Source organism: Halosolutus amylolyticus (assembly GCF_023566055.1).
GTDB lineage: Archaea > Halobacteriota > Halobacteria > Halobacteriales > Natrialbaceae > Halosolutus > Halosolutus amylolyticus.
The window spans coordinates 370,018-391,436 of the sequence record NZ_JALIQP010000004.1; the positions used below are offsets into that span (position 1 = coordinate 370,018).

Genomic DNA, 21,419 nt, shown 5'->3' on the forward strand with positions numbered 1-21,419 from the left:
AGAATCACCGGTGCATGGCCTACTGTCGCGACTGTGACGAGACGTTCGACCGGGGGTCGACGTACTGCCCGAGGTGTGGGTCACCGCTGGTCGAAACGGAATCGGCTCCGGACTCGATCGACGACGGGGCGGAGTCGTCGGGGCGCTGGTTCGAGGACGATGCGACGGGCTCGACGGGTGGCTGGGCGGAAGCCGACGACGCGGACGGGTGGGGCGGAGACGACGAGTCGTCAGCGGCGGGTGGGTGGTCCGATGGCGGCACGGGATCGGCCCGCGGCCGATCCGGCGAGGACGTGCCTGAACGCCGGGGAGCCGAAGACACGACCAGCGGCGGGACCACGACCGCTGCTGCACACCACGAGACGTGTTCTCGTGATCGGAACCGGGACCCGGCGAATCCGGAGCCAGCATCGTCGACGACGTCAGGGCCACGGTTTCACGAGTCGGGTCTGGTTTCGGTTGGCATCACGTTTCCACTCGGCAAGAGCGGCAAACCCCTGCTCATCGATACCGTGATGTCGGTGGTCTACTTCCTGATCGTGCCGCTGCTGTTCTCCTTCGGGTACTCGTTCCGGATCGGTCGGGCCGCCGCACGCGGGGATGCGGATCCGCCCTCGTTCGACGACCTGGGCGGGCTGGCCAGAGACGGTGCCGTCCTCCTGGGGATCACGCTCGCCGTGGTCGTCGCGTTCGTGTTCGCCTCCGTCGTCGCCGGTGCCGTCGGCGATGCCATCGCCGACACACCGCTGTCCGGGGCGTTCGACCTCGTGGTCGTTTTCGGCACGTTCGCCGGACTCTATTTCGCGGGCGCGATCGTCCCGGTCCTGATCGGCACCGGTAGCCCCCGCGAGACGGTCTTCGAGTACCAGTTCGTCACGTTCGCCCTCACGCGACACTATCTGCTGGGGATCGTGGCGACGATCCTGTTCGCGATGTTCGGCTACGTCGCGTTTTTCGTCGCCGCCTTCGTCCTCTTCCTTTCGATCTTCGGGATCGTGCTCCTGATTCCACTGCTGATCGTGTTCCCGGTCTACCTCGTGAACGCGCTGTTCGTCGTCTGGGGGTACGTCTACAACCGGGCGGCAAAAGCGGGTGACGTCGAGTCAGTCCTCCCCGGGGAATCGCTGGGGATGACCTGACCCGATCGGGAACCGCGTCGCTGAGGCACGAAACGAAGCGGAGAACGTCGACACGTCCGATCGTCGGTTCGGGGCCAGGTATCTACAGCGACGACCAGGACTTGCGGGCCGCGTTCAGGGACGTGATGTCGGCGATCCATCGCGCGGCGATCATCTTCTTCAGGTTCTGGGCCGCGAAGCCGCCGAAGGTGTCGACGGGCAGGGAGACGCCGAAGGCCGGTTTGATCTCGTGAGCGACGGCCTTGTCGCCGACGGAGACGACCGTCCCCTTGTTCTCGTACTCCCAGGTCTTCAGCGGCCGGCCCTCGATCGCGCGGGCGATGTTCTCGCCGACGAGTTCCGCGGCCTGCCAGGCGGCCTGTGCCGTCGGCGGTGCGGGCTGGTCGCCCTGGTCGATGATCGCCGAGTCGCCGATCGCGAACACGCGCTCGTCGGAGGTCTGGAACGTGGCGTCGGCGTGGACGCGATTGTGCTCCTTTTCGACCTCGGCGTCGTCGAGTGCGTCGCGGCCCGTGATCCCGCCGGTCCAGACGAGGACGTCGTACTCGAGCGGGTCGCCCTCGTCGAACTCGATGGCCTCGTCGTTCGCTTCGGTGATCGGGTCGTCCGTGTGGATCTGGACGCCGGCCTCCTCCAGGAGGTCGCGAAGCGCCTGCTGGATCTCCGGATCGTTGCCCGGGAAGATCTCCTCGAGTGCCTCGACGAGGTGAATCTCGATCGGGGCACGGTTGTTGTCGCGGAACTCCGCGATTTCGCCGGCCGTCTGGATGCCGGAGAGCCCGGCACCGCCGATGACGACCTGTGCCGGATCGCCCCGCGTGGCCTCCTTGCTCGCGGCCGTGACGGCCTCGTTGATCTCGAGGGCGTCGTCGAGGCACTTCAGCGTCAGCGAGTGCTCCTCCAGTCCGGGGATGCCGTAGTAGGCGGTCTTCGTCCCGAGTCCGACCAGCACGTAGTCGTACTCGACGTCTTCCTCGTCGGCGAGTTCGACGACGCGTTCGTCGGTGTCGAGGCCGGCCACCTCAGCCTGAATGAACTGGGTCGACGGATCGGCGATGTCTTCGACGGGGAACGTGATGTCCGATCGGACGTCGGGGTCGCGGATCACGCGATGGGACTCGTGGAGAACGAGGTGATAGTCGACGTCGGCGATCCACGTTAGCCGCGCGTTGCCCCCGAGCTCCGACTGGAGCGTTTTGATCGCACCGGCACCGGCGTATCCGGCCCCGAGCACGACGACGTTTTCAGTCATACCCGACAGTCAGCAACACTCCGATACAAAGGTGTTGAAACAGGAACCAGCGTGTGTCGTGTTCTCACCTGTCGAATCAGGTCGTACTTGCTCGTTCTAGAGGATCCGCTTGCCGAACGCGCTCGCGGTGAGTTCCGCCGCGAGCGTCGCCGTCTCGTTCGCCTCGTCGAGGATGGGGTTGACCTCGACGACGTCCATCGATCGGAGCACGCCGTCGCGCTCGTGGCGCCTCGAAACGGTCTCGAGCGCGGAGTGTGCCTCCCGATAGGTGACTCCCCCGCGGACGGGCGTCCCGACGCCGGGGGCGGCCTTCGGATCGAGCCAGTCGAGGTCGAGGCTGACGTGGATGCCGTCGGTTCCGTCGGTCGCGACAGCGAGGGCGTCCTCGACGACGGACGTCATGCCCCGCTGGTCGATGTCGGCCATCGTGAACGCCGTCATCTCGCTCTCGCGGACCAGTTCGCGTTCGCGCTCGTCGATGCTCCGGAGGCCGACGTAGGCGATCGATTCCTCGCGGATGCCCGGGGCCCGCGCCCAGTCCATCTCGCCGAAGACGCCACGGCCCAGCGCCGCGGCGAGTGGCATCCCGTGGACGTTCCCGCTGGGTGACGTGCCGGGCGTGTTGAGGTCCGCGTGGGCGTCGAACCAGATCGCGCCGAGATCGCTATTGCGCGAGGAACCGTGCATCGATCCGATCGCGACGGCGTGGTCACCGCCCAGCACCAGCGGGAACGTCCCGTCGGCGATCGTGTCCGCGACCTCGTCGCCCAGTCGCCGACAGACGTCCGCTATTTCCCGGAGGAACTTCGCGTTCCCCCGACTCGGCTGGTCGGCGTCGGGGTCGCGCTCCTCCGCCCGCGGCATCAGCAGGTCGCCGCCGTCGATCGGGTCGACGCCTGCCTCCTCGAGTCCGTCTGCCAGCCCCGCATAGCGGATCGCGGACGGTCCCATGTCGACGCCACGTCGATTCGCGCCGTAGTCCATCGGCGCACCGATGATTCGAACGGTCTCTCCCATACTGGTCGTACGATGGAGGGGGGTTTGATCGTGGCGATTTCCGGCATCGACGGCGACAGATTTAGGGTTAGACCGCTCTAATTCCGGGTACGATGATGCTGAGCGACGTGATGGAGGACTACCTGAAAGCCATCTACCAGCTCCAGCGGTCCACCGACGACCGGATCAAGACCTCGGCGATCGCCGAGGAGTTGGACGTCACGTCGCCGACCGTCACCAGTATGATCGACAAACTCGAGGATCGGGGACTCGTCGACCGCGAGAAGTATCGCGGGGTCACGCTCACGGCGGAGGGGGAGACGGTCGCACTCGAGGTCGTTCGCCACCACCGCCTGCTCGAGGCCTACCTGACCGAACACCTGGACTACGACTGGTCGGAGGTCCACGAGGAAGCCGATCGGCTCGAACATCACATCAGCGAGGACTTCGAGGCCCGCGTCGCCGACGCCCTCGACGAACCGGAGGTCGATCCACACGGCTCGCCGATCCCGGGGGCCGACCTCGAACCGCCCGAGCGTCCCGCCGGCGACTCGATCACGGCGTTCTCCGAGGGCGACACCGTGATCGTCGAGGAAGTCGCCGATCGGGATCCCGAGATGCTCTCGTATCTCGCCGAGCACGGCGTCGAACCCGGCGTCGAACTCGAGATCGTCGAAATCGCCCCGTTCGGGATGGTGACGGCGCGATCTGAGGGTCACGACGACGTCTCCCTCCCCGAAACTGTCGCCCACCAGGTTCGGGTCGTCGCACCCGCACAGGCCGAACCGTAGCAACGCGATCGAGGGAAACCACGTCACTGACCCGCGCAGTGACGCGGCGCACCACCGGCTGATCCGTGGACAAGATACTTAGTTAGACGCATCTAATCCAGGTGTAATGAGGCGTCGATTCCCACGACGTGGAGGTGTGCGTCCGCGATGAGTCGCTCCTTCTCGTCGGCGATCCCCCGGCCGCTGCTCGCGATCGGACCGCTGGTCGTCCTCCTGACCGTATTCGGTCTGCTCGCGCTGACCACGCCGTTCGGGACGATCGATGCCCAGGGTGCGACGACCGGCGAGGTCCTCCTGACCGTGACGATCATCGGCGCGATCGCGGGGATCATTCCGGTCGCAATCGGGATGCTGTGGTTTCCGTTCCTGCGCGACCTCGACCCGCGCTACCTGCACGCGTTCCTCGCGCTCGCGGCCGGCGTGCTCGCGTTCATCGCCATCGAGATGACTCGCGACGTCGTCGCGTACACCGCGGCGGTCGACCGGACGGCCCTCGCCGCCGCGCTCGCCGTCGGCGGCGTCGGTGCGACCTTCGCCGTCATGTACGCCGCGAGCGCGTGGCGACAGCGGACGATGGCGTCGACGGAGAAGAGCGGACTCGCGATCGCGTACCTCGTCGCGCTCGCGCTCGGCCTCCACAGCGTCGGCGAAGGGCTCGGGATCGGTACCGCCTTCGTGCAGGGCGACTCGACGCTCGTCGCGGTCCTCGTCCTCGCGTTCGTGCTCCACAACGTGATGGAGGGGCCGACCGTCGTGGCCGCGGTCGCCCGCGACGCGGAGACGCCACCGGTCCGCCACTTCGCCGCGATGGGTGCCCTCGCCGGCGGCCCCGTGATCGTCGGGGGCTGGCTCGGTAGTCTCGCACAGTCAGCCCTGCTCGCGGTGCTGTCGTTCGCGATCGCGATCGGGGCCATCCTGCAGGTGCTCATCGAGGTCGGGGACCTCATCCGATTCGACGCCGGGGCCGTCCTCACCCGGGCCAACGCCACGACCTTCGTCGCGGGGTTCGTACTCATGTTCCTCCTCGAAGACGTCGTCGGGGACCTCGTCGTCGAGGGCTGGCTCGCGCCGGTCTGAGACCGACGGCGAGCGGACGGTCGCTACAGTAGCCACTGGAAGTCAGTGCACACCCGATCGCACTGTCCGCGATTCTCGCTCGCTTCGCTCGCTCCGAACCGCGCTCTCGACGTGGAAGGGTTTCAGTGACTACGATCCATCGTCTCCCGAGAGAGAAGAGAAACTCCTTACTACTCCCGATATCAACGACAAAATCGTAGTGAAACGCCCGTCCTCACCCGTCGGGTTTAAGGAAATCAATTACGAAGAATTCAGTATGTCATCCATCGAACTCACCCCGAGCCAGAAGAAAATCCTCCGCGCATTAACGAACCTCCACAAGGAGTCCGAAGACGCGATCAAGGGGGAAGACATCGCCGAGCAGGTCGATCGCAACCCCGGCACCATCCGGAACCAGATGCAGAGTCTCAAGGCCTTGCAACTGGTCGAAGGGGTACCCGGACCGAAGGGTGGCTACAAACCCACTGCCGCGGCCTACGAGGCCCTCGAGATCCAGCAGATGGACGATCCGGCCTCGGTTCCGCTCGAGCACGAGGGTGAGCCGGTCGAGGACGTCATCGTCGAGGAGATCGACCTCTCGAGCGTCCACCACCCGGAACTCTGTCGCGCCGAGGTCCACATCCAGGGCGCACTCGACGGGATCTCGGAGGGTGATTCGGTGACGGTCGGTCCGACCCCGCTATCGAAACTCGTCGTCAAGGGCTCGCTCGACGGCAAAGACGACACCAACAACATCCTCATCCTGCGCATCGACGACATGCTCGCGCCCGCAGAAGAGCCCGAGCACTGATACGGATTGCTGTAACGATGTACCGGCGCAACCGCGATCCGGGCGGCGGTTGCGCCGGAAATGACTTACAGTAAATCGTATGAGTCGTCGCGTACTTCCTCGATCGCCACGCGCTCGATAGCGCGCCGAACCCGACGGTGTGGCCGGGTTTTGCGTCTCGAAAAACTGATCGATCTGCCCGCTTCGATCCTCAGTTCTCTTCGGACTCGTCGTCCGTCGCGTCCGCCGCGGCCGCCGGGATCTCGTCGACGCTCGCGACCGCGTCGCCCTCCTCGACGTCCATCACGATCACGCCCATGGTGTTGCGCCCGACCGTCGAAATTTCGTCGACCCGCGTGCGAACGATCTGTCCCCGTTCGCTCATCATCACGAGTTGATCGTCGTCGGAGACGGCCTTGACGGCCGTGACGGGGCCGTTCCGATCGCCCGTCTTGATGTCGATCAGCCCCTTGCCGTACCGGGACTGCCTGCTGTACTCCGAGAGGCGGGTCCGCTTGCCGTACCCGTTCCGGGTTACGGTCAGCAAGGCCTTGTCGTCGTCCTCATCCGTCGCGACCAGGCCGGCGACGGCGTCGTCCCCCTCGAGTTTGATCCCGTTGACGCCGCGGGCGTTGCGGCCCATCGCGCGGACTTCGTCCTCGTCGAAGCGGATCGTCATCCCGTGTTCGGTCGCGATGACGAGATCCTTCGAGCCGTCGGTCACCTCGACGTCGACCAGTTCGTCGCCCGCTTCGAGGTCGGCCGCGATGATCCCGGTCGATCGGATGTTGTCGAACTCGTCGCCGGCGGTTCGCTTGACGTAGCCGTTCCGGGTGACCATTGTCACGTACTCGCCGTCGCCGAAGGCGTCGGTGTCGACGATCGCCGTGATGTCTTCGCCCGGATCGAGATCGAGGATGTTGACTGCCGATTTGCCGCGAGCGGTGCGGCCCATCTCCGGGATCTCGTAGGTCTTCAGCTGGTAGACCTGGCCGTGGTTGGTAAAGCACAGCAGGTAATCGTGGGTGTTGGCCCGGAACACCGTCGCGACGCGATCGTCCTCCTTGACGTCCGCGCCGATGATGCCTTTCCCGCCGCGACCCTGGGGGTCGAACTGCTCGATCGGCATCCGCTTGACGTAGTCGTCCTCGGTCATGACGACGAACACCTCCTCCTCGGGGATCAGGTCCTCGTGGGTGACCGTTCCCTGGTCCTCGACGATCGAGGTGCGCCGATCGTCGGCGTACTCGTCTTTGATCTCCCGGAGTTCGTCCTTGATGACGCCGAGCAGTTCCGCTTCGCTCTCCAGGATGGTCGTCAGGCGTTCGATCTCGGCCTGGACCGCCTCGTACTCGTCCTCGATCTCGGCGGCCTCCATCGAGGTGAGGCTCCCGAGTTGCATCCGGACGATGTGGTCGGCCTGGTCCGTCGAGAAGTCGTAGACCTCCTGTAAGGCCTCCTTCGCGTCCGATCGCGTCTCGCTGTTGCGGATCAGGTCGACGACGTCCTCGGCGTTCTCGACGGCGGTCAGCCGGCCTTCGAGGATGTGTGCGCGGTCCTCGGCCTCCTCGAGGTCGTACTCGCTTCGCCGGCGGACGACCTCCCGCCGGTGGGCGACGTACTCTTCTAAGGTCTCTTTCAGCGAGAGGACCCGCGGCTGTCCGTCGACCAGCGCGAGGTTGATGACGCCGAACGTGCGCTCCAGGTGGTTCTCGAGCAGGCGGTTCTTGACGACCTCGGTGTTTGCCCCCCGCTTGAGTTCGACGACGATGCGGACGCCGTCGCGATCGGACTCGTCGCGCAGGTCGGAGATGCCATCGATCTCTCCCTCGTTGACGTCCTCGGCGATGCGCTCGACCAGCCGGGCCTTGTTGGCCTGGTAGGGGAGTTCGGTGATGACGATCCGCTCGCGGCCCGACTTCCACTCCTCGACCTCGAACTCGGCGCGCACGCGAACCCGCCCGCGGCCGGTCTTGTACGCCGAGTAGATTGCGTCGCGGCCGACGATGTTGGCGCCGGTCGGGAAGTCCGGCCCCTTGACGTGCTCCATCAGGTCCTCGACCGTCGCGTCGGGGTCGTCGATGAGTTCGATCGTCGCGTCGATGACCTCGCCCAGGTTGTGCGGCGGGATGTTCGTCGACATCCCGACGGCGATCCCCGACGAACCGTTCACCAGCAGGTTCGGGAACGCCGACGGGAGCACGTCGGGTTCCTGCAGGCGATCGTCGTAGTTCGCGGAGAAGTCGACGGTGTCCTTGTCGATGTCCTCCAGCAGTTCCTCGGCGATCGGAGCCATCCGGGCCTCGGTGTACCGCTGGGCGGCCGGCGGATCGCCGTCCATCGAACCGAAGTTCCCCTGGCCGTCCACGAGTGGGTAGCGCATCGAGAACGGCTGGGCCATCCGCACCAGCGCGTCGTAGATGGCGCTGTCCCCGTGTGGGTGGTAGTCACCCATCGTCTCCCCGACGATCGAGGAGGACTTCCGGTGCGACGAGCCCGAGGTGACGCCCATCTCGTGCATCGCGTACAGGATGCGCCGGTGGACCGGCTTCAGGCCGTCCTCGACGCGCGGGAGCGCACGACCCGCGATGACGCTCATCGCGTAGTCGATGTACGACTGTTCCATCTCGTCCTCGATGCGGACGTTCTCTACCGCTCGTGCCTCTACGTCGGTCGGATCGGGTACGTCTGAACTCATGTAGTCACCTCACCACGTCGCTTAGATATCGATCCACTCCGCTTCCGGAGCGTTCTCCTTGATAAACTGTTTGCGCGGTTCGACGGCGTCGCCCATCAGGACGGAGAACATCTTGTCCGCCGCGGCCGCGTCCTCGATCGTGATCTGCTTCAAGATGCGGTTGTCGGGGTTCATCGTCGTCTCCCAGAGCTGTTCGGGGTTCATCTCGCCGAGCCCCTTGAACCGCTGGACCTGCGAGGGGTTGCCGTTGCACTTCTCCTCGACGATTTCGTCGCGTTCGGCGTCGGTCATCGCGTCGTACGTGTTCCCGCGATACCGGATGCGGTACAGCGGCGGCTGGGTGGCGTAGACGTAGCCGCCCTCCAGCAGCGGCCGCATGTGCCGGTAGAAGAACGTCAGCAGGAGCGTCCGGATGTGTGCCCCGTCGACGTCGGCGTCCGTCGCCATGATGATCTTCTTGTACCGGACGTCCTCGATGTCGAACTCGTCGCCGATCCCCGCGCCGATCGCGGTGATCATGTTCCGGATCTCGTCGTTCTCCAGGATGCGATCGAGCCGGTGTTTCTCGACGTTGAGGATCTTCCCCTTGATGGGGAGGACGGCCTGGAACTCCGGATTCCGGGCCTGCTTCGCGCTCCCGCCCGCGGAGTCACCCTCCGCGATGAACAGTTCGGCCTCGTCGGGATCCTTGGTCTGGCAGTCGGCCAGTTTCCCCGGGAGCGAGGTCGACTCGAGCGCGGACTTGCGGCGTGTCAGTTCTTCTGCCTTCTGGGCCGCCTTGCGAGCCTTGGCCGCCTCTTCGGCCTTGGCGACGATCGCCTCGGCGGTGTCGGGGTGTTCCTCGAAGTAGGTGCCCAGGCCCTCGTGCATGGCGCTCTCGACGATGCCACGTACTTCCGAGTTGCCGAGTTTGGTCTTCGTCTGGCCCTCGAACTGCGGGTCGGGGTGTTTGATGGAGATGACTGCCGTCAGTCCCTCGCGGATGTCCTCGCCCTTGAGGTTCTCGTCGAGATCCGACAGCAGGTCGTTCTCGTCGGCGTAGTCGTTGACGACGCGCGTGAGCGCGGTCTTGAACCCGGTCAGGTGAGTCCCGCCCTCGCGCGTGTTGATGTTGTTCGCGAAGGCGTGGATCGACCCCTGGAGTTCCTCGGTGGCCTGCATCGCCACCTCGACCTCGATGTTCTGCTCGCTGTCGGCGAAGTAGATGACGTCCGCGTGCATCGCCGAGCGGGTCTCGTTCAGGTACTCGACGAACTCGCGGATCCCGCCCTCGTACTGGTAGGTATCGGCGACGAACTCGCCCTCCTCGTCCGTCTCGCGCTCGTCGCGGAGGGTGATGCGGACGCCCGAGTTGAGGAAGGCCAGTTCCCGGAGCCGGTTCGACAGCGTCGAGAAGGCGAAGTCGTTCCCCTCGAAGATGCTCTCGTCGGGCCAGAACCGGATCTCCGTGCCGGTCACCTCGTCGGCCTCCATGTCGCGGACCCGCTCCATGTCGCCGACGGGTTCGCCCGCCTCGAACGCGTGCTGGAAGACGCCACCGTCGCGTTTGACCTCGGCCTCGAGCCGTTCGGAGAGGGCGTTGACGACGCTCACGCCGACCCCGTGGAGGCCGCCGGAGACCTGGTAGGACTTGTTGTCGAACTTCCCGCCGGCGTGGAGGACGGTCAGAATGACCTCGAGGGCGGGGCGATCGTACTCCTCGTGGGTGTCGACGGGGATGCCGCGTCCGTCGTCCGACACGCTCACAGATCCGTCGTCGTGGATCGTAACGGCGATCTCGTCACAGTAGCCTGCCAGCGCTTCGTCGATCGAGTTGTCCACCACTTCGTAGACGAGATGGTGGAGCCCTCGAGAATCGGTAGAGCCGATGTACATCGCCGGCCGTTTTCGCACGGCCTCCAGGCCTTCGAGGACCTGGATCTGTCCGGCGCCGTACTCGCTTTCCTGGGACATGTAAAACCTGTCTGTGGGTAGCGCCCGGCCCCTTATAAAGCTTCACGTACGCGCGCGAGCGCGAGACTGCCGAGCGGCGTGAGCTACGGATACGACCGAACGCATCCGAGCACTGCCGGGGGATCGTGTGCAACGGCCACGTCGCCGAGAACCGTCCGCGAGCATCGCACCTGATCGGCGATCTACCAGTCGTCTGGGACTGGCGCGTACTCGACCGTTCCGTTCGTATACCCTCCCAAACACAGCCGTCAGGGACTGAAACGCACGGAGACAGACAACGGGTTTGCTGCAACGGCTTGCACCTGCGACGAATTGATAGGCTGCTTTCACACGACGGCTTTGAACTCACGCATTGGCGAGACCCAGAGACAGGCGAGGCGAACCAGCCGACGTATCGCTGTCCCTCGATCGAACAGCGAGACGGGCGACACTCCGTTTGGACCGGGGACGACAGCGTTCGTCTCCGGGGTATACGACACATGTCAGGACAATTCGATCGAACCGACGAACCGGAATCGCAGACGACCACTCCACCTCGTTCGTCTGGGGGCGACACGCCGGTCGACCCTGGAACAGTCGAACCCACGATCGACGCTCACGGACGTACCGACGAGCGGAGTCGCTGGCTCACCCGGGGCCGCTGGGTCACTCGTCGAGGTGAGCAGGCATGAGTGAACGGTCCGCGACGTCTTCCGAGATCGTCCAGGCGGTTCCCGGCGGCGAAGCGATCCACGACGCACTCTACCGGTACGGGCTCGGCGTCCTGTTCGCCGCGAACGTCTTCGGTGCCGGTTCCGTGTACATCCTCGCCGATACGGGGGCGAACTTCGCGTTTTCCCTGCTGTGGGTGCTCCCGCTCGCCTTCCTGATCGACATCGCACTGCACGACATGAGCGCCCGCCTCGCCGTCGCAAACGAACCGCTCGCGGACTACATCGTCGATCGACTCCCGATCGGTGGAACCGGGGTCGTCGTCTCGATGTCGCTGATGTCCGCGCTGTGGGCCGTGTCGAACTACGCCGTCGCGGGCGCGGCACTGGCCTGGCTCGTCCCGGTGTTCGACGACGTGATCGTCGGGATCGTTCTCGCCGCCGGCGCGGGCATCGCCATCGTCCAGCTCAAGGTCTACGACCGGGTCGAAGCGGCGATCGCGGCCGCAGTCTTCGCCGTCTTCGGCTCGTACGGCCTGCTCCTGGCCGGACTGGACGTGCCGTGGCAGTCGGTCGCCGCCGGGCTCCAGCCGATGCTCGAGAGCGAGATCGGCTACCTCACCGCGGTCATCGCCCTGCTCGGGACGACCGTCTACTGGCCGAACTTCTTCATCCAGTCGAGCATCAGGCCGACCAAGGAGTGGTCAGACATCTGGCGGTATCGGCAGGACAACGCCGTCGGGATCGCGACGACGCTGCTCATCGGGAGCTTCGTGATGATCGTCTCCGCGGTCACGCTCTCGGAAGGGGAGATGACGCTGACCGGACCGGGCGTCCCGCTCGCGGACATTCTCGGCCAGACCGCACTCGTCGTCTTCATGCTCGCCGTCTTCCTCGCGAGTATCACGTCGGCGACCGGGACGCTGTTCGGGGCCGGGTTCATGATGCCCCAGTCGCTCGGCCGCCACACGGTCTTCGGCGACACCGCGTTCCGGCGGACGGTCGTCGGCCTGATCGTCCTCTCGGCGCTGACGGCACTCCCGATGCTGGTCTACACCGGCTTCGGCCCCGTTCAGATGGCGATCATCATGCCCGCCGTCAACGGCGCGATCGGGCTCCCGATCACCGTCTTCGCGCTCATCGGGGCCGTCAACAGGCACGACGACGTCGATTGGTACGAGAACCTCGGCTTCCTCGCCGCGGGAGTCGTCCTGCTGGTCGGCAGCCTCCTGACGGTCCAGTCGCTCTACGAGACGATCGTGACCATCCTGTGACCACGATCAGCGACGATCCCGGAGCAGAAGTAACGGGTCGACGACGGACGAGTGGGTAACGCTCCCGTGATGTCATGCTTCCAGTTCCGTTCGCCCCCTCCCTCGCGCTGTTGCTCGTCGCGATCGCGTTCTTCGCCGGCATCGGCATCACCACGATCGGTCCCGGCGGCATCTTCGTGACGATCGCGCTCTACTCGCTCACGTCGCTTCCCTCGAGTCAGGTCGCCGGCACCGCACACGCGACGTTCGTCGTGACCGGTCTCGTCGGCAGCGCCGCGTACCTCCACTCCGGGGAGATGAACAGCGGCGAGAGCCGCGCGATCGCGATCGTGCTCAGTCTCTCGAGTATCGTCGGTGCGCTACTGGGCGCACACGTAAACGCCTCCGTCCCCCGATCGCTGTTCGGGGTCCTGCTCGGCGGCGTCTCGATGGCGGTGGGCGGGATCATCCTCTACCGGGAGCGGCGCGGGTTCAGCCCGCTGTTCGACGTCGATCCGCTGTCACGGTCCGGCCGTCTCGAACTCGGTGGCCTCGGCCTGGGGCTCGGACTCTGTAGCGGACTCCTCGGGATCGGCGGCCCGGTACTCGCCGTGCCGGCGCTGGTGCTCGTCGGCGTTCCCATGTTGCTCGCCGTCGCCGTCGCACAGGTCCAGTCGATCTTCATCGCGACGTTCGCGGCCTCGGGCTACTACCTCCAGGGAAACGTCCTGCTTCCGCTCGCCGTCGTCATCGGATCCCCGTTGCTCCTCGGCGTCGTCGTCGGGTGGAAGGTCGCCCACGTGGTCGATCCCGATCGGCTGAAAGTCGCGCTTGGGGTCGTCCTCCTCGGCGTCGGCCCCTATCTGGCGCTCTGATGGAACCGGGCGAGTCGACGATGGCGAAGCGATCGGCTCTGTTGAAACCATAAGAAGTTGCCAGGAACGTCGTGCGAGATACAGAGGATGCGTTCAGCACGACCGCTTCGTTTGTTCACCCGGAATCTCTTGGACCAACGGTTCGGTACGTGTGCGAACTGAACGACTGTTCGTAGTCAGTCCGTTTCCCCGTCTCGGAGAACGGCACTATCCAAATCTTTGACAACGTGGAGGTCTTCTGACCCGCACTCACAGCCTGTTCTCTTTCCAATGGGTTGAATCGTTCCGTCAGACCACTTTTCGGCGGCATAGACAGAACCGCAGGATGAACAAGAGACAACCGTTCGTTCGCTGTCCCCTTCGGGCATTGTCTCTAGTTTCGACGTACAGGCAGTATAACTGTTGTGTGATGATTTGGGTGAACGTCATCAACCGTTCCGTTTATCCCCTGTACTGAGCGAACACCACCTTCGCAAGTCGGATCGAATCTCGTGCGACGTTCGCGCTCTCTACTCAGCACGACTGCTAAAACCTGCCATGTTTTGAGGGTTTCAAGAAGGCCTCGCGATCGGTTTCGCCACCGATCGATGACGCAGGTACCAGACTGAAGGAACTACGGGTGGACGGGGAGATATGAGCGCGCGGATCCTCGTTCCGTTCGACGACTCCGACCCCGCTCGCGAGGCGCTTTCGTACGCGTTCGAACTGTTCCCCGACGGTGAGTTCGTCGCCGTCACCGTCGTCGACACCTCCGCACTGCCGTTCATCCCGAACGCGGCCGACGACCCGGAATCCAGCGACGAGTTCCAGGAACTGGTCGGCGAGGCCGCCACACAACTCGAGGCCGCGGAGCGACTCGCCGCCGATCACGGCGTCGACCTCGAGACCCGATCGCGCGTCGGATCGCCGGCCAAGGAGATCGTCGACTGTGCGGAAGAGGGCGCCTTCGATCACGTCGTGATGGGGAGTCGCGGTCGATCGGGCGTCAGCCGGATCTTGCTGGGAAGCGTCGCGGAAGTCGTCGTCAGACACTCGTCGGTTCCGGTCACCGTGGTCCGGTGAGTCGCGGACGGGCTTGCTTCCCCAGCCTGCAACCGCGGGCACCGGACTCTTCGCGTCGAATACCCCAGGTTCGATCGGCCCGGACCATGCAGGACGACTACAGCGACACGACGGAACACGATCCGAACGCGAAACACGATCGGCGTCGCGAAGACGGACAGGCGGTGACCCACCGCGATCGGATCGAGTACGAGCCGAATCCCGATCGTCGGGGCCGGCGACTCTCGGCGTTCGTCGCCCTGCTCGGCCTCTGGGTCGTCGGGACGGCCGTCGCGTTCGACCTCTCGGCGGCGGCGGTCTGGAACGACGCCCTCGTCGGCGCGGCCCTGATCGCCACCGGCGCGTACAACTACTATCGGCGATCGAGGCGGGAACTGGGAAGTGCCGGCGTCGCCTGGTTCGCCGCGATACTGGGGCTCTGGGTCCTCGTCTCGCCGTTCGTCGTCGGACCTGCCCCGGATCCAGCGGGTACCGGGTCGGCGATCGGCGGCTGGAACCACGTCCTCGTCGGCCTCCTCGCGTTCGGGGCCGGGAGCTACAGCGCGATGGTCGTCCGCGCCCGGCGCAAGGCAGCCGACGCGCGGCCGACGGCGACGTACGATCGGCGCGGGCAGTGACGAGATCGAACCAGGTGACTCCCGTCGGCGTCCCTCGCCGTCGTCCGTCCCCGCCGCCACTATCGGCGATCCCGTCCGTCGGATATTGCCGGCACAACGCACTTCCTTCGGGTTCCGATATGAGGAGTCGAATGCTACCGTACGTAGCGCTCGCACTCGGTCTGGTCGTCACGGCGATCGCGCTGGAGCGGGTGTCCCACGCCGCGCTCGAACGCATCCCCGCGGTCGCGACCGAGGAGTTCCCCGAGATCAATCGGGACCTCCTCGGGAAGTTCAGCAGTTTCGACCCGGAACTGGGGTGGTGTCCCCAGCCGAACCGGGAGAAACAGAAAGACACCGGGGACCACCTCCCGGGCGAAGAGGTCCGGACCGTCGTCACCTACTCCACCGACGAGTACGCCAGCCGGGTCTGTCCCGCCAGGGATCGGGACGAATCCGACGGGCCCAGCGTCTCGACCTACGGCGACTCCTACTGCTTCTGCCGGGAGGTCGACAACGACGAGACGTTCCAGAATTACATGGCCCAGGAACTCGACACGCACGTCGCCAACTACGGCGGCGGCAACTACGGCCTGGACCAGGCGCTGATGCGACTCGAGCGCAAGTACCCCGAAGACCCGACCGACTACGTGTTCGTGGTCGTCACGGCCTCCTCGATCGCCCGGATCCTCTCGGTCTGGAAACACTACCAGGAGTTCGGCAACATCCTCGCCGTCAAACCCCGGTACGTGATGGAAGACGGCGACCTCCGGCGGATCGAGAGTCCGGTCGACGAGAAGGAGGACCTGCTCGACCTCGAGTCGAAGGCCGACTTCCTGCGGGAGTACGACTTCCACTACGACCACTGGTTCAAACCGCACTACGCGTCGTTCCCCTACACACCGGACTTCTTCGAGAAGCCGGAACACCTCCGGTACGCCCTCGCCACCGGCGGGAAGGAACTCGAACGCCGACTCGAAACCTCGATTCCCGGCATCGACTTCGACGAGGCCCAGACCCGGTCGGCCCTGCGGATGGAACGGCCCCGGGTCCGGTACCACGAGCGCCTGTTCGACACCCACGAGCACCTCTTCGACGCGCTCGTCGGGGAGTTCGTCGACTACGCGGACGAGCAGGACTTCACGCCCGTGTTCGTGATGGTCCAGCAACTCCGGTACGCGACCTACGAGGCCGAGCACGGCCCGATCTACGGCGACTTGCTCGACCGACTCGACGATCGGTACGACCGCCTCGAGACGATCGACATGGCCAGACACCTCTCTCCCGAGGACGGCGACGTGGAGTCGCTGTACGTCCAGCGCGGCGAGGGCGGCCACTACAGCCCGGAGACGAACGAAGCGATCGCGGACGTGCTCGCGGACGTCGTCGAAGAGCGGGCGGAGATCGTCGAGGAACCGTGAGCCCGTCGACACGGAAAAACCCGCGTCAGTCCCCGGGGAACGGTTGACGGACGTCCGGACTGTACGGAACCGAAATGCGCCCGCTGTATCTCGTCGTCGGGATCGCCCTGCTCGTCCTCGTCATCGTGGACATTCTCTGGACGACCCTCTGGGTCGACGGCGGCTCCGGGCCCGTCTCCGGTCGACTCACGACCGGCGTCTGGCAGGGACTCCGGGCCGTGAGCGCTGATCACGATCGAGCCCTCAGTCTCGCCGGCCCGCTCATCCTCACGCTTACGCTCGCGACCTGGGTCGCGCTCATCTGGGTCGGGTGGACGTTCGTCTTCGCCAGCTACCCCACTGCCCTCGTCAGCACGCGCACCGGGGCCGCCGCCGACTGGTCGGGCCGGTTCTACTACGTCGCCTACACGATGTTCACGAACGGCAACGGCGACTACGCACCGATCGGCGACGTCTGGGAGATTGCCAGCGCGTTCACGACGGCCACCGGGATGGCCTTCGTCACCCTCGGCGTCTCCTACGTCCTCACCGTCCTCGGGGCCGTCTCCGACAAGCGATCGTTCGCCAGTTCGGTCACGGGAGTGGGCGATCGGAGCGAAGCGTTCGTCCGGACGGCCTGGACCGGGGCGGAACATCGCGGGACCGCCCTCTCGCTCGAGTCGCTGGCGTCCGAACTGGGGACGCTCGCCGAGCAGCACAAATCCTATCCGATCCTCCACTACTATCACAGCGAGCAGAGCGATCGCGCCTCGTCCGTGGCCGTGCCGATCCTCGACGAGGCGCTCACGCTCTACCGCCACGGCGTTCCGGACGGTCACGGGCCGGATCCGATGCTCGTCGAGGCCGCCCGATCGAGCGTGCAGGACTACCTCGAGACGCTCGACACCGCGTTCATCGAACCGGCCGAGGAGGTGCCCCCGCCGCCGGACCTCGATCGACTCCGCGAGGAGGGAATCCCGACCGTCGACGACGAGGCGTTCGCCGACGCCCTCGCGGACCTGAGCGAGCGCCGTCGACGACTGCTTGGCGTGGCCAAGGGTGACGCCTGGGAGTGGCCGCCGGTCGAGGAGTAAGTCGGTTTACTGTACGTCATTTCCGGCGCAACCGCGATCCGGGCGGCGGTTGCGCCGGTACATCGGTACAGCAATCCGTATAAGTCGGTTGCACGGATTCACTTTCAGTCCGGTAGCACACACCTTTTAGCCCCGCCGTTAGTACAGGGAGAGTGATGACGTCGTTCCAGTCGACACTCGGTGACGAGCCGGGGATCGCCGAGGAGCTGGCCGAGAACCAGCAGGCGATCTCGATCGCCGAGTTCTTCGAGAAGAACAAGCACATGCTCGGCTTCGACAGCGGTGCGCGGGGCCTCGTCACGGCCGTCAAGGAGGCCGTCGACAACGCCCTAGACGCCGCCGAAGAAGCCGGAATTCTCCCGGACATCTACGTCGAGATCCAGGAAGACGGCGACTACTACCGCCTGATTGTCGAGGACAACGGACCGGGAATCACGAAAGAATCGCTCCCGAAGGTCTTCGGGAAACTGCTCTACGGATCGCGCTTTCACGCCCGCGAGCAATCGCGCGGGCAGCAGGGTATCGGCATCTCCGCCGCCGTTCTCTACGCCCAGTTGACCAGCGGGAAGCCGGCGAAGATCACCAGCCGAACCCAGGGTGCGAGCGAGGCGGAGTACTTCGAACTGATCGTCGACACGGACAACAACGAACCCGAGATCAGCGTCGAGGAGACCACCTCGTGGGACCGGCCCCACGGGACGCGCATCGAACTCGAGATGGAGGGGAACATGCGGGCCCGCCAGCAACTCCACGACTACATCAAGCACACGGCGGTCGTCAACCCTCACGCGCGTCTCGAACTCCGCGAACCCAGCGCACACTTCAAATTCGAACGAGCGACCGACCAGCTCCCCGAGGAGACCGAGGAGATCCGTCCCCATCCCCACGGCGTCGAACTCGGCACCGTGATGAAGATGCTGTCGGCGACGGACTCCCAGACGGTTTCGGGCTTTTTGCAGGAGGAGTTCACCCGCGTCGGCAAGAAGACCGCCGAGTCGATCATCGACGCGTTCCGCGATCGCCACTACGGTCGCGAGATGCGCTGGCGGCCGCCGGCGACCCACGAAGATATCGACCTCCGGGACGCGGTCACTGCGGCGACCGCCAACAAAGGGGCCGAGGCCACTGCCGCGTTCGCCGACGCGATCGCCGACGCCGTCGACGAGCGCGATCGGATCGCCCACCACGAACTGCTCGCCGTCGTCGACGCGGCGGCCGAAGACGTCGAGGCCGAACACGGGACGACGTTCGGCGACACCGTCCGCGAGAACGCCGTCGACGTCGTCTGGCGCACGCTCGTCGAGGCACCCGACCCGGACTCGGACCGCGAGGCTGACGGCGACGACGGAACAGCCCCCGACGAATCGCGCCTCGTCGCCGACTGCTACGACCTCGCCGACGAGGCGACGAGCACCCGCAAGGACGACGAGATCGTCCACGCCTTCGCCGAACGGCTCGCCGGCCGATTCGAGGACGAACGGGCGGAGAACGTCCGCCACCGGTTCACGCGCACGCAACTGCGCGAGTACGTCGATCGGGCCGCGGACCTCACCGAGGAGTACGACGACGTCGCCTTCGGCGAGACGGCCCGAGAGAACGTCACCGAGGCGATCTGGGACGTGATGGCGACCGTTCCGGACGACCCGCCACTGGTCCGGGAACTCGACGGCGATCGCGACGCCACGAGCGACCTCGTCGACGGGATGCGCGCGACCGACATCATGGCCCCGCCGACGCGGTGTCTCGCGCCGATCACGGACGACCTCATCCAGGCGGGTCTCGAGAAGGAGTTCGACGCCGACTTCTACTCGGCCGCGACCCGCGATGCGGAGGTTCACGGCGGCGATCCGTTCATCGTCGAGGCCGGCATCGCCTACGGCGGCGAGATCGACGCAGAGGGGAGCGCTGAGGTCATGCGCTTTGCGAACCGCGTTCCGCTGGTCTACCAGCGCGGCGCGTGTGCGACCACCGACGTGGTCAAGTCGATCGGCTGGCGCAACTACGGACTCGACCAGCCCGGTGGCTCGGGGCTTCCGAACGGCCCCGCGGTGATCATGGTTCACGTCGCCTCGACGAACGTTCCCTTCACCAGCGAGTCCAAGGACGCCGTCGCGAACGTCCCCGAGATCGAAGACGAGATCGAGCTCGCCATCCGCGAGGCGGCCCGCGACCTCAAGAGCTACCTGAACAAGCGCCGCTCGATGCAGAAACGCCGGAAGAAACAGAACGTCCTCGGGAAGATCCTGCCGGAGATGGCCGAGAAGGTCGCCGAGGTCACCGAGCGGCCGGAACCCGACATCGACGACGCGATCGCCCGCATCATGAACAACGTGCTCGTCGAGCGCCACATCGAGGAGAACGGCGACGGACGGGCCGTCTCGGTCGTCGTCGAGAACCACTCGGGAACCACCGAATCGCTCGAGGTGACCGACATCGTCTCGGCGGAACCGCGGAACCTCTCCGACGGCGCGACCGTCGTCGAGATGGACGGCGAGTGGTTCGTCAAGTGGGAACCGGACGTCTCGAGCGACGACGAGGCCGCACTCGAGTACGAGGTCCCCGACGACGCATCGTTCGACCTCGACGTGAAAGGCGTCGAGAGCGAGAAACTCACCGTAACTGATTCCCAATGAGCGCAGACAACGAGGACGCACGAGAGCAGCTGATCGATCTCGCGGCACAGTTCTACGACCAGTTCGAACTGGGCGAGATCCCGCACATGTCCGTCCCGACGCGGACGAAGGCCAACATCGAGTACGACGAGGACAAGGAGGTCTGGGTGTACGGCGATCGCGAGTCGACCCGATCGGCCAACTCCGTTCGCGGCGCGCGAAAGCTCCTCAAGGCCGTCTACACGATCGAGTTCCTCGCGAACCAACTCGAGGAGGATCGCTCGTCGACCCTGCGTGAGCTGTACTACCTCTCGGAGAGCTGGGACAACGACGAGGCCCAGTTCGGCGACCAGGACGAGTCCAACCAGCTGATCGAGGACCTGGAGATCGTCTCGGGGGTCACCCGCGAGGACTTCCACATGCGCCCCGAGGAGTCGGGCGCGACGATCATGGGTCCGCTCCACCTCCGCGAACAGACCCGCCGCGGGGAACGCGAGATCCACTGCCAGGAAGACGTCGGCGAGGGCGGCTACCAGATCCCGAACAACCCCGATACGATCGAGTTCCTCGACTGCGATTCGGACTTCATCCTGGCGGTCGAGACCGGTGGCATGCGCGATCGGCTCGTCGAGAACGGCTTCGACGACGAGTACAACGCGCTGATCGTCCACCTCAAGGGCCAGCCCGCACGGGCGACACGGCGGATCACGAAGCGCCTGCACGACGAACTCGACCTCCCGGTCACGGTCTTTACCGACGGTGACCCGTGGTCGTACCGGATCTACGGCTCCGTCGCCTACGGCTCGATCAAGTCCGCGCACCTCTCGGAGTACCTCGCGACGCCGGACGCGAAGTTCATCGGCATCCAGCCGGCCGACATCGTCGAGTACGACCTCCCGACCGATCCGCTCAGCGACTCCGACATCAACGCCCTCGAGAGCGAACTCGAGGACCCGCGCTTCCAGACCGACTACTGGGAGGAACAGATCGAACTCCAACTCGACATCGAGAAGAAGTCCGAACAGCAGTCGCTCGCGGCTCGCGGGCTGGACTTCGTGACGGATACGTATCTCCCTGAACGACTCAGTGAGATGGGCGTCCTCTAGACGCCCGTCGAACCGTGGTTCAGGGAGATGGTTCCCCGAACGACTCAGTGAGATGGGCGTCCTCTAAGGCGGCGACGGTTCGGATCGCCGGACAGG

At 65.5% G+C, this 21,419-nt stretch carries 16 protein-coding genes; 12 read left to right on the plus strand and 4 right to left on the minus strand.

Going from position 1 to position 21,419, the window contains the following annotated elements; genetic code table 11:
- Positions 1 to 14: 14 nt before the first annotated feature.
- Positions 15 to 1,139, plus strand: coding sequence for a DUF4013 domain-containing protein (locus tag MUN73_RS17145; protein ID WP_250141731.1), 1,125 nt, complete (start codon positions 15 to 17; stop codon positions 1,137 to 1,139).
- Positions 1,140 to 1,221: 82 nt separating this feature from the next.
- On the opposite strand, the gene MUN73_RS17150 is transcribed toward MUN73_RS17145, so the two are convergent.
- The gene (locus MUN73_RS17150; RefSeq protein WP_250141732.1) at positions 1,222 to 2,391 is read right to left on the minus strand and encodes an NAD(P)/FAD-dependent oxidoreductase; all 1,170 of its coding nucleotides are present in this window, start codon (positions 2,389 to 2,391) and stop codon (positions 1,222 to 1,224) included.
- Positions 2,392 to 2,487: 96 nt separating this feature from the next.
- On the minus strand, positions 2,488 to 3,408 hold the full coding sequence (gene rocF, locus MUN73_RS17155; protein WP_250141733.1) for an arginase: 921 nt from the start codon (positions 3,406 to 3,408) through the stop codon (positions 2,488 to 2,490).
- Between the two features lie 92 nt (positions 3,409 to 3,500).
- On the opposite strand from rocF, the gene MUN73_RS17160 reads away from it, so the two are divergent.
- The 3 genes from MUN73_RS17160 (at position 3,501) to MUN73_RS17170 (ending at position 6,045) form a co-directional block, all read left to right on the plus strand.
- The gene (locus MUN73_RS17160; RefSeq protein WP_250141734.1) at positions 3,501 to 4,178 is read left to right on the plus strand and encodes a metal-dependent transcriptional regulator; all 678 of its coding nucleotides are present in this window, start codon (positions 3,501 to 3,503) and stop codon (positions 4,176 to 4,178) included.
- A gap of 147 nt (positions 4,179 to 4,325) precedes the next feature.
- On the plus strand, positions 4,326 to 5,255 hold the full coding sequence (locus tag MUN73_RS17165) for a ZIP family metal transporter (protein WP_250141735.1): 930 nt from the start codon (positions 4,326 to 4,328) through the stop codon (positions 5,253 to 5,255).
- Between the two features lie 256 nt (positions 5,256 to 5,511).
- The gene (locus MUN73_RS17170) at positions 5,512 to 6,045 is read left to right on the plus strand and encodes an Rrf2 family transcriptional regulator (protein WP_250141736.1); all 534 of its coding nucleotides are present in this window, start codon (positions 5,512 to 5,514) and stop codon (positions 6,043 to 6,045) included.
- A gap of 190 nt (positions 6,046 to 6,235) precedes the next feature.
- Here MUN73_RS17170 and gyrA read toward each other — a convergent pair whose 3' ends face one another.
- Both gyrA and gyrB read right to left on the minus strand, forming a co-directional pair.
- Complete coding sequence (gene gyrA, locus MUN73_RS17175; RefSeq protein ID WP_250141737.1) at positions 6,236 to 8,722, minus strand: DNA gyrase subunit A; 2,487 nt, start codon at positions 8,720 to 8,722, stop codon at positions 6,236 to 6,238.
- A gap of 21 nt (positions 8,723 to 8,743) precedes the next feature.
- Positions 8,744 to 10,675, minus strand: a complete 1,932-nt coding sequence (gene gyrB / locus MUN73_RS17180; RefSeq protein WP_250141738.1) for a DNA topoisomerase (ATP-hydrolyzing) subunit B — start codon at positions 10,673 to 10,675, stop codon at positions 8,744 to 8,746.
- A gap of 667 nt (positions 10,676 to 11,342) precedes the next feature.
- Here gyrB and MUN73_RS17185 point away from each other — a divergent pair.
- The 8 genes from MUN73_RS17185 to MUN73_RS17220 all read left to right on the plus strand — a co-directional run bounded on the left by MUN73_RS17185 (position 11,343) and on the right by MUN73_RS17220 (position 21,323).
- Complete coding sequence (locus MUN73_RS17185; protein ID WP_250141739.1) at positions 11,343 to 12,599, plus strand: NRAMP family divalent metal transporter; 1,257 nt, start codon at positions 11,343 to 11,345, stop codon at positions 12,597 to 12,599.
- A 74-nt stretch (positions 12,600 to 12,673) separates the two neighbouring features.
- Positions 12,674 to 13,453 (plus strand): sulfite exporter TauE/SafE family protein, encoded by a 780-nt coding sequence (locus tag MUN73_RS17190; protein WP_250141740.1) that lies wholly within the window; start codon positions 12,674 to 12,676, stop codon positions 13,451 to 13,453.
- Positions 13,454 to 14,086: 633 nt separating this feature from the next.
- Complete coding sequence (locus MUN73_RS17195; protein WP_250141741.1) at positions 14,087 to 14,515, plus strand: universal stress protein; 429 nt, start codon at positions 14,087 to 14,089, stop codon at positions 14,513 to 14,515.
- 86 nt (positions 14,516 to 14,601) lie between these two features.
- Positions 14,602 to 15,132 (plus strand): SPW repeat protein, encoded by a 531-nt coding sequence (locus MUN73_RS17200; RefSeq protein WP_250141742.1) that lies wholly within the window; start codon positions 14,602 to 14,604, stop codon positions 15,130 to 15,132.
- Between the two features lie 131 nt (positions 15,133 to 15,263).
- Entirely contained in the window at positions 15,264 to 16,532 is a 1,269-nt protein-coding gene (locus tag MUN73_RS17205) for a hypothetical protein (RefSeq protein WP_250141743.1), read from the plus strand.
- 74 nt (positions 16,533 to 16,606) lie between these two features.
- On the plus strand, positions 16,607 to 17,605 hold the full coding sequence (locus MUN73_RS17210) for a potassium channel family protein (protein ID WP_250141744.1): 999 nt from the start codon (positions 16,607 to 16,609) through the stop codon (positions 17,603 to 17,605).
- Positions 17,606 to 17,760: 155 nt separating this feature from the next.
- A complete protein-coding gene (locus tag MUN73_RS17215) occupies positions 17,761 to 20,238 on the plus strand; it encodes a DNA topoisomerase VI subunit B (protein ID WP_250141745.1) in 2,478 nt (825 codons plus the stop codon).
- Positions 20,235 to 21,323, plus strand: a complete 1,089-nt coding sequence (locus MUN73_RS17220) for a DNA topoisomerase IV subunit A (protein ID WP_250141746.1) — start codon at positions 20,235 to 20,237, stop codon at positions 21,321 to 21,323. Before MUN73_RS17215 ends, MUN73_RS17220 begins: the two co-directional genes overlap by 4 nt.
- Positions 21,324 to 21,419 lie beyond the last annotated feature (96 nt).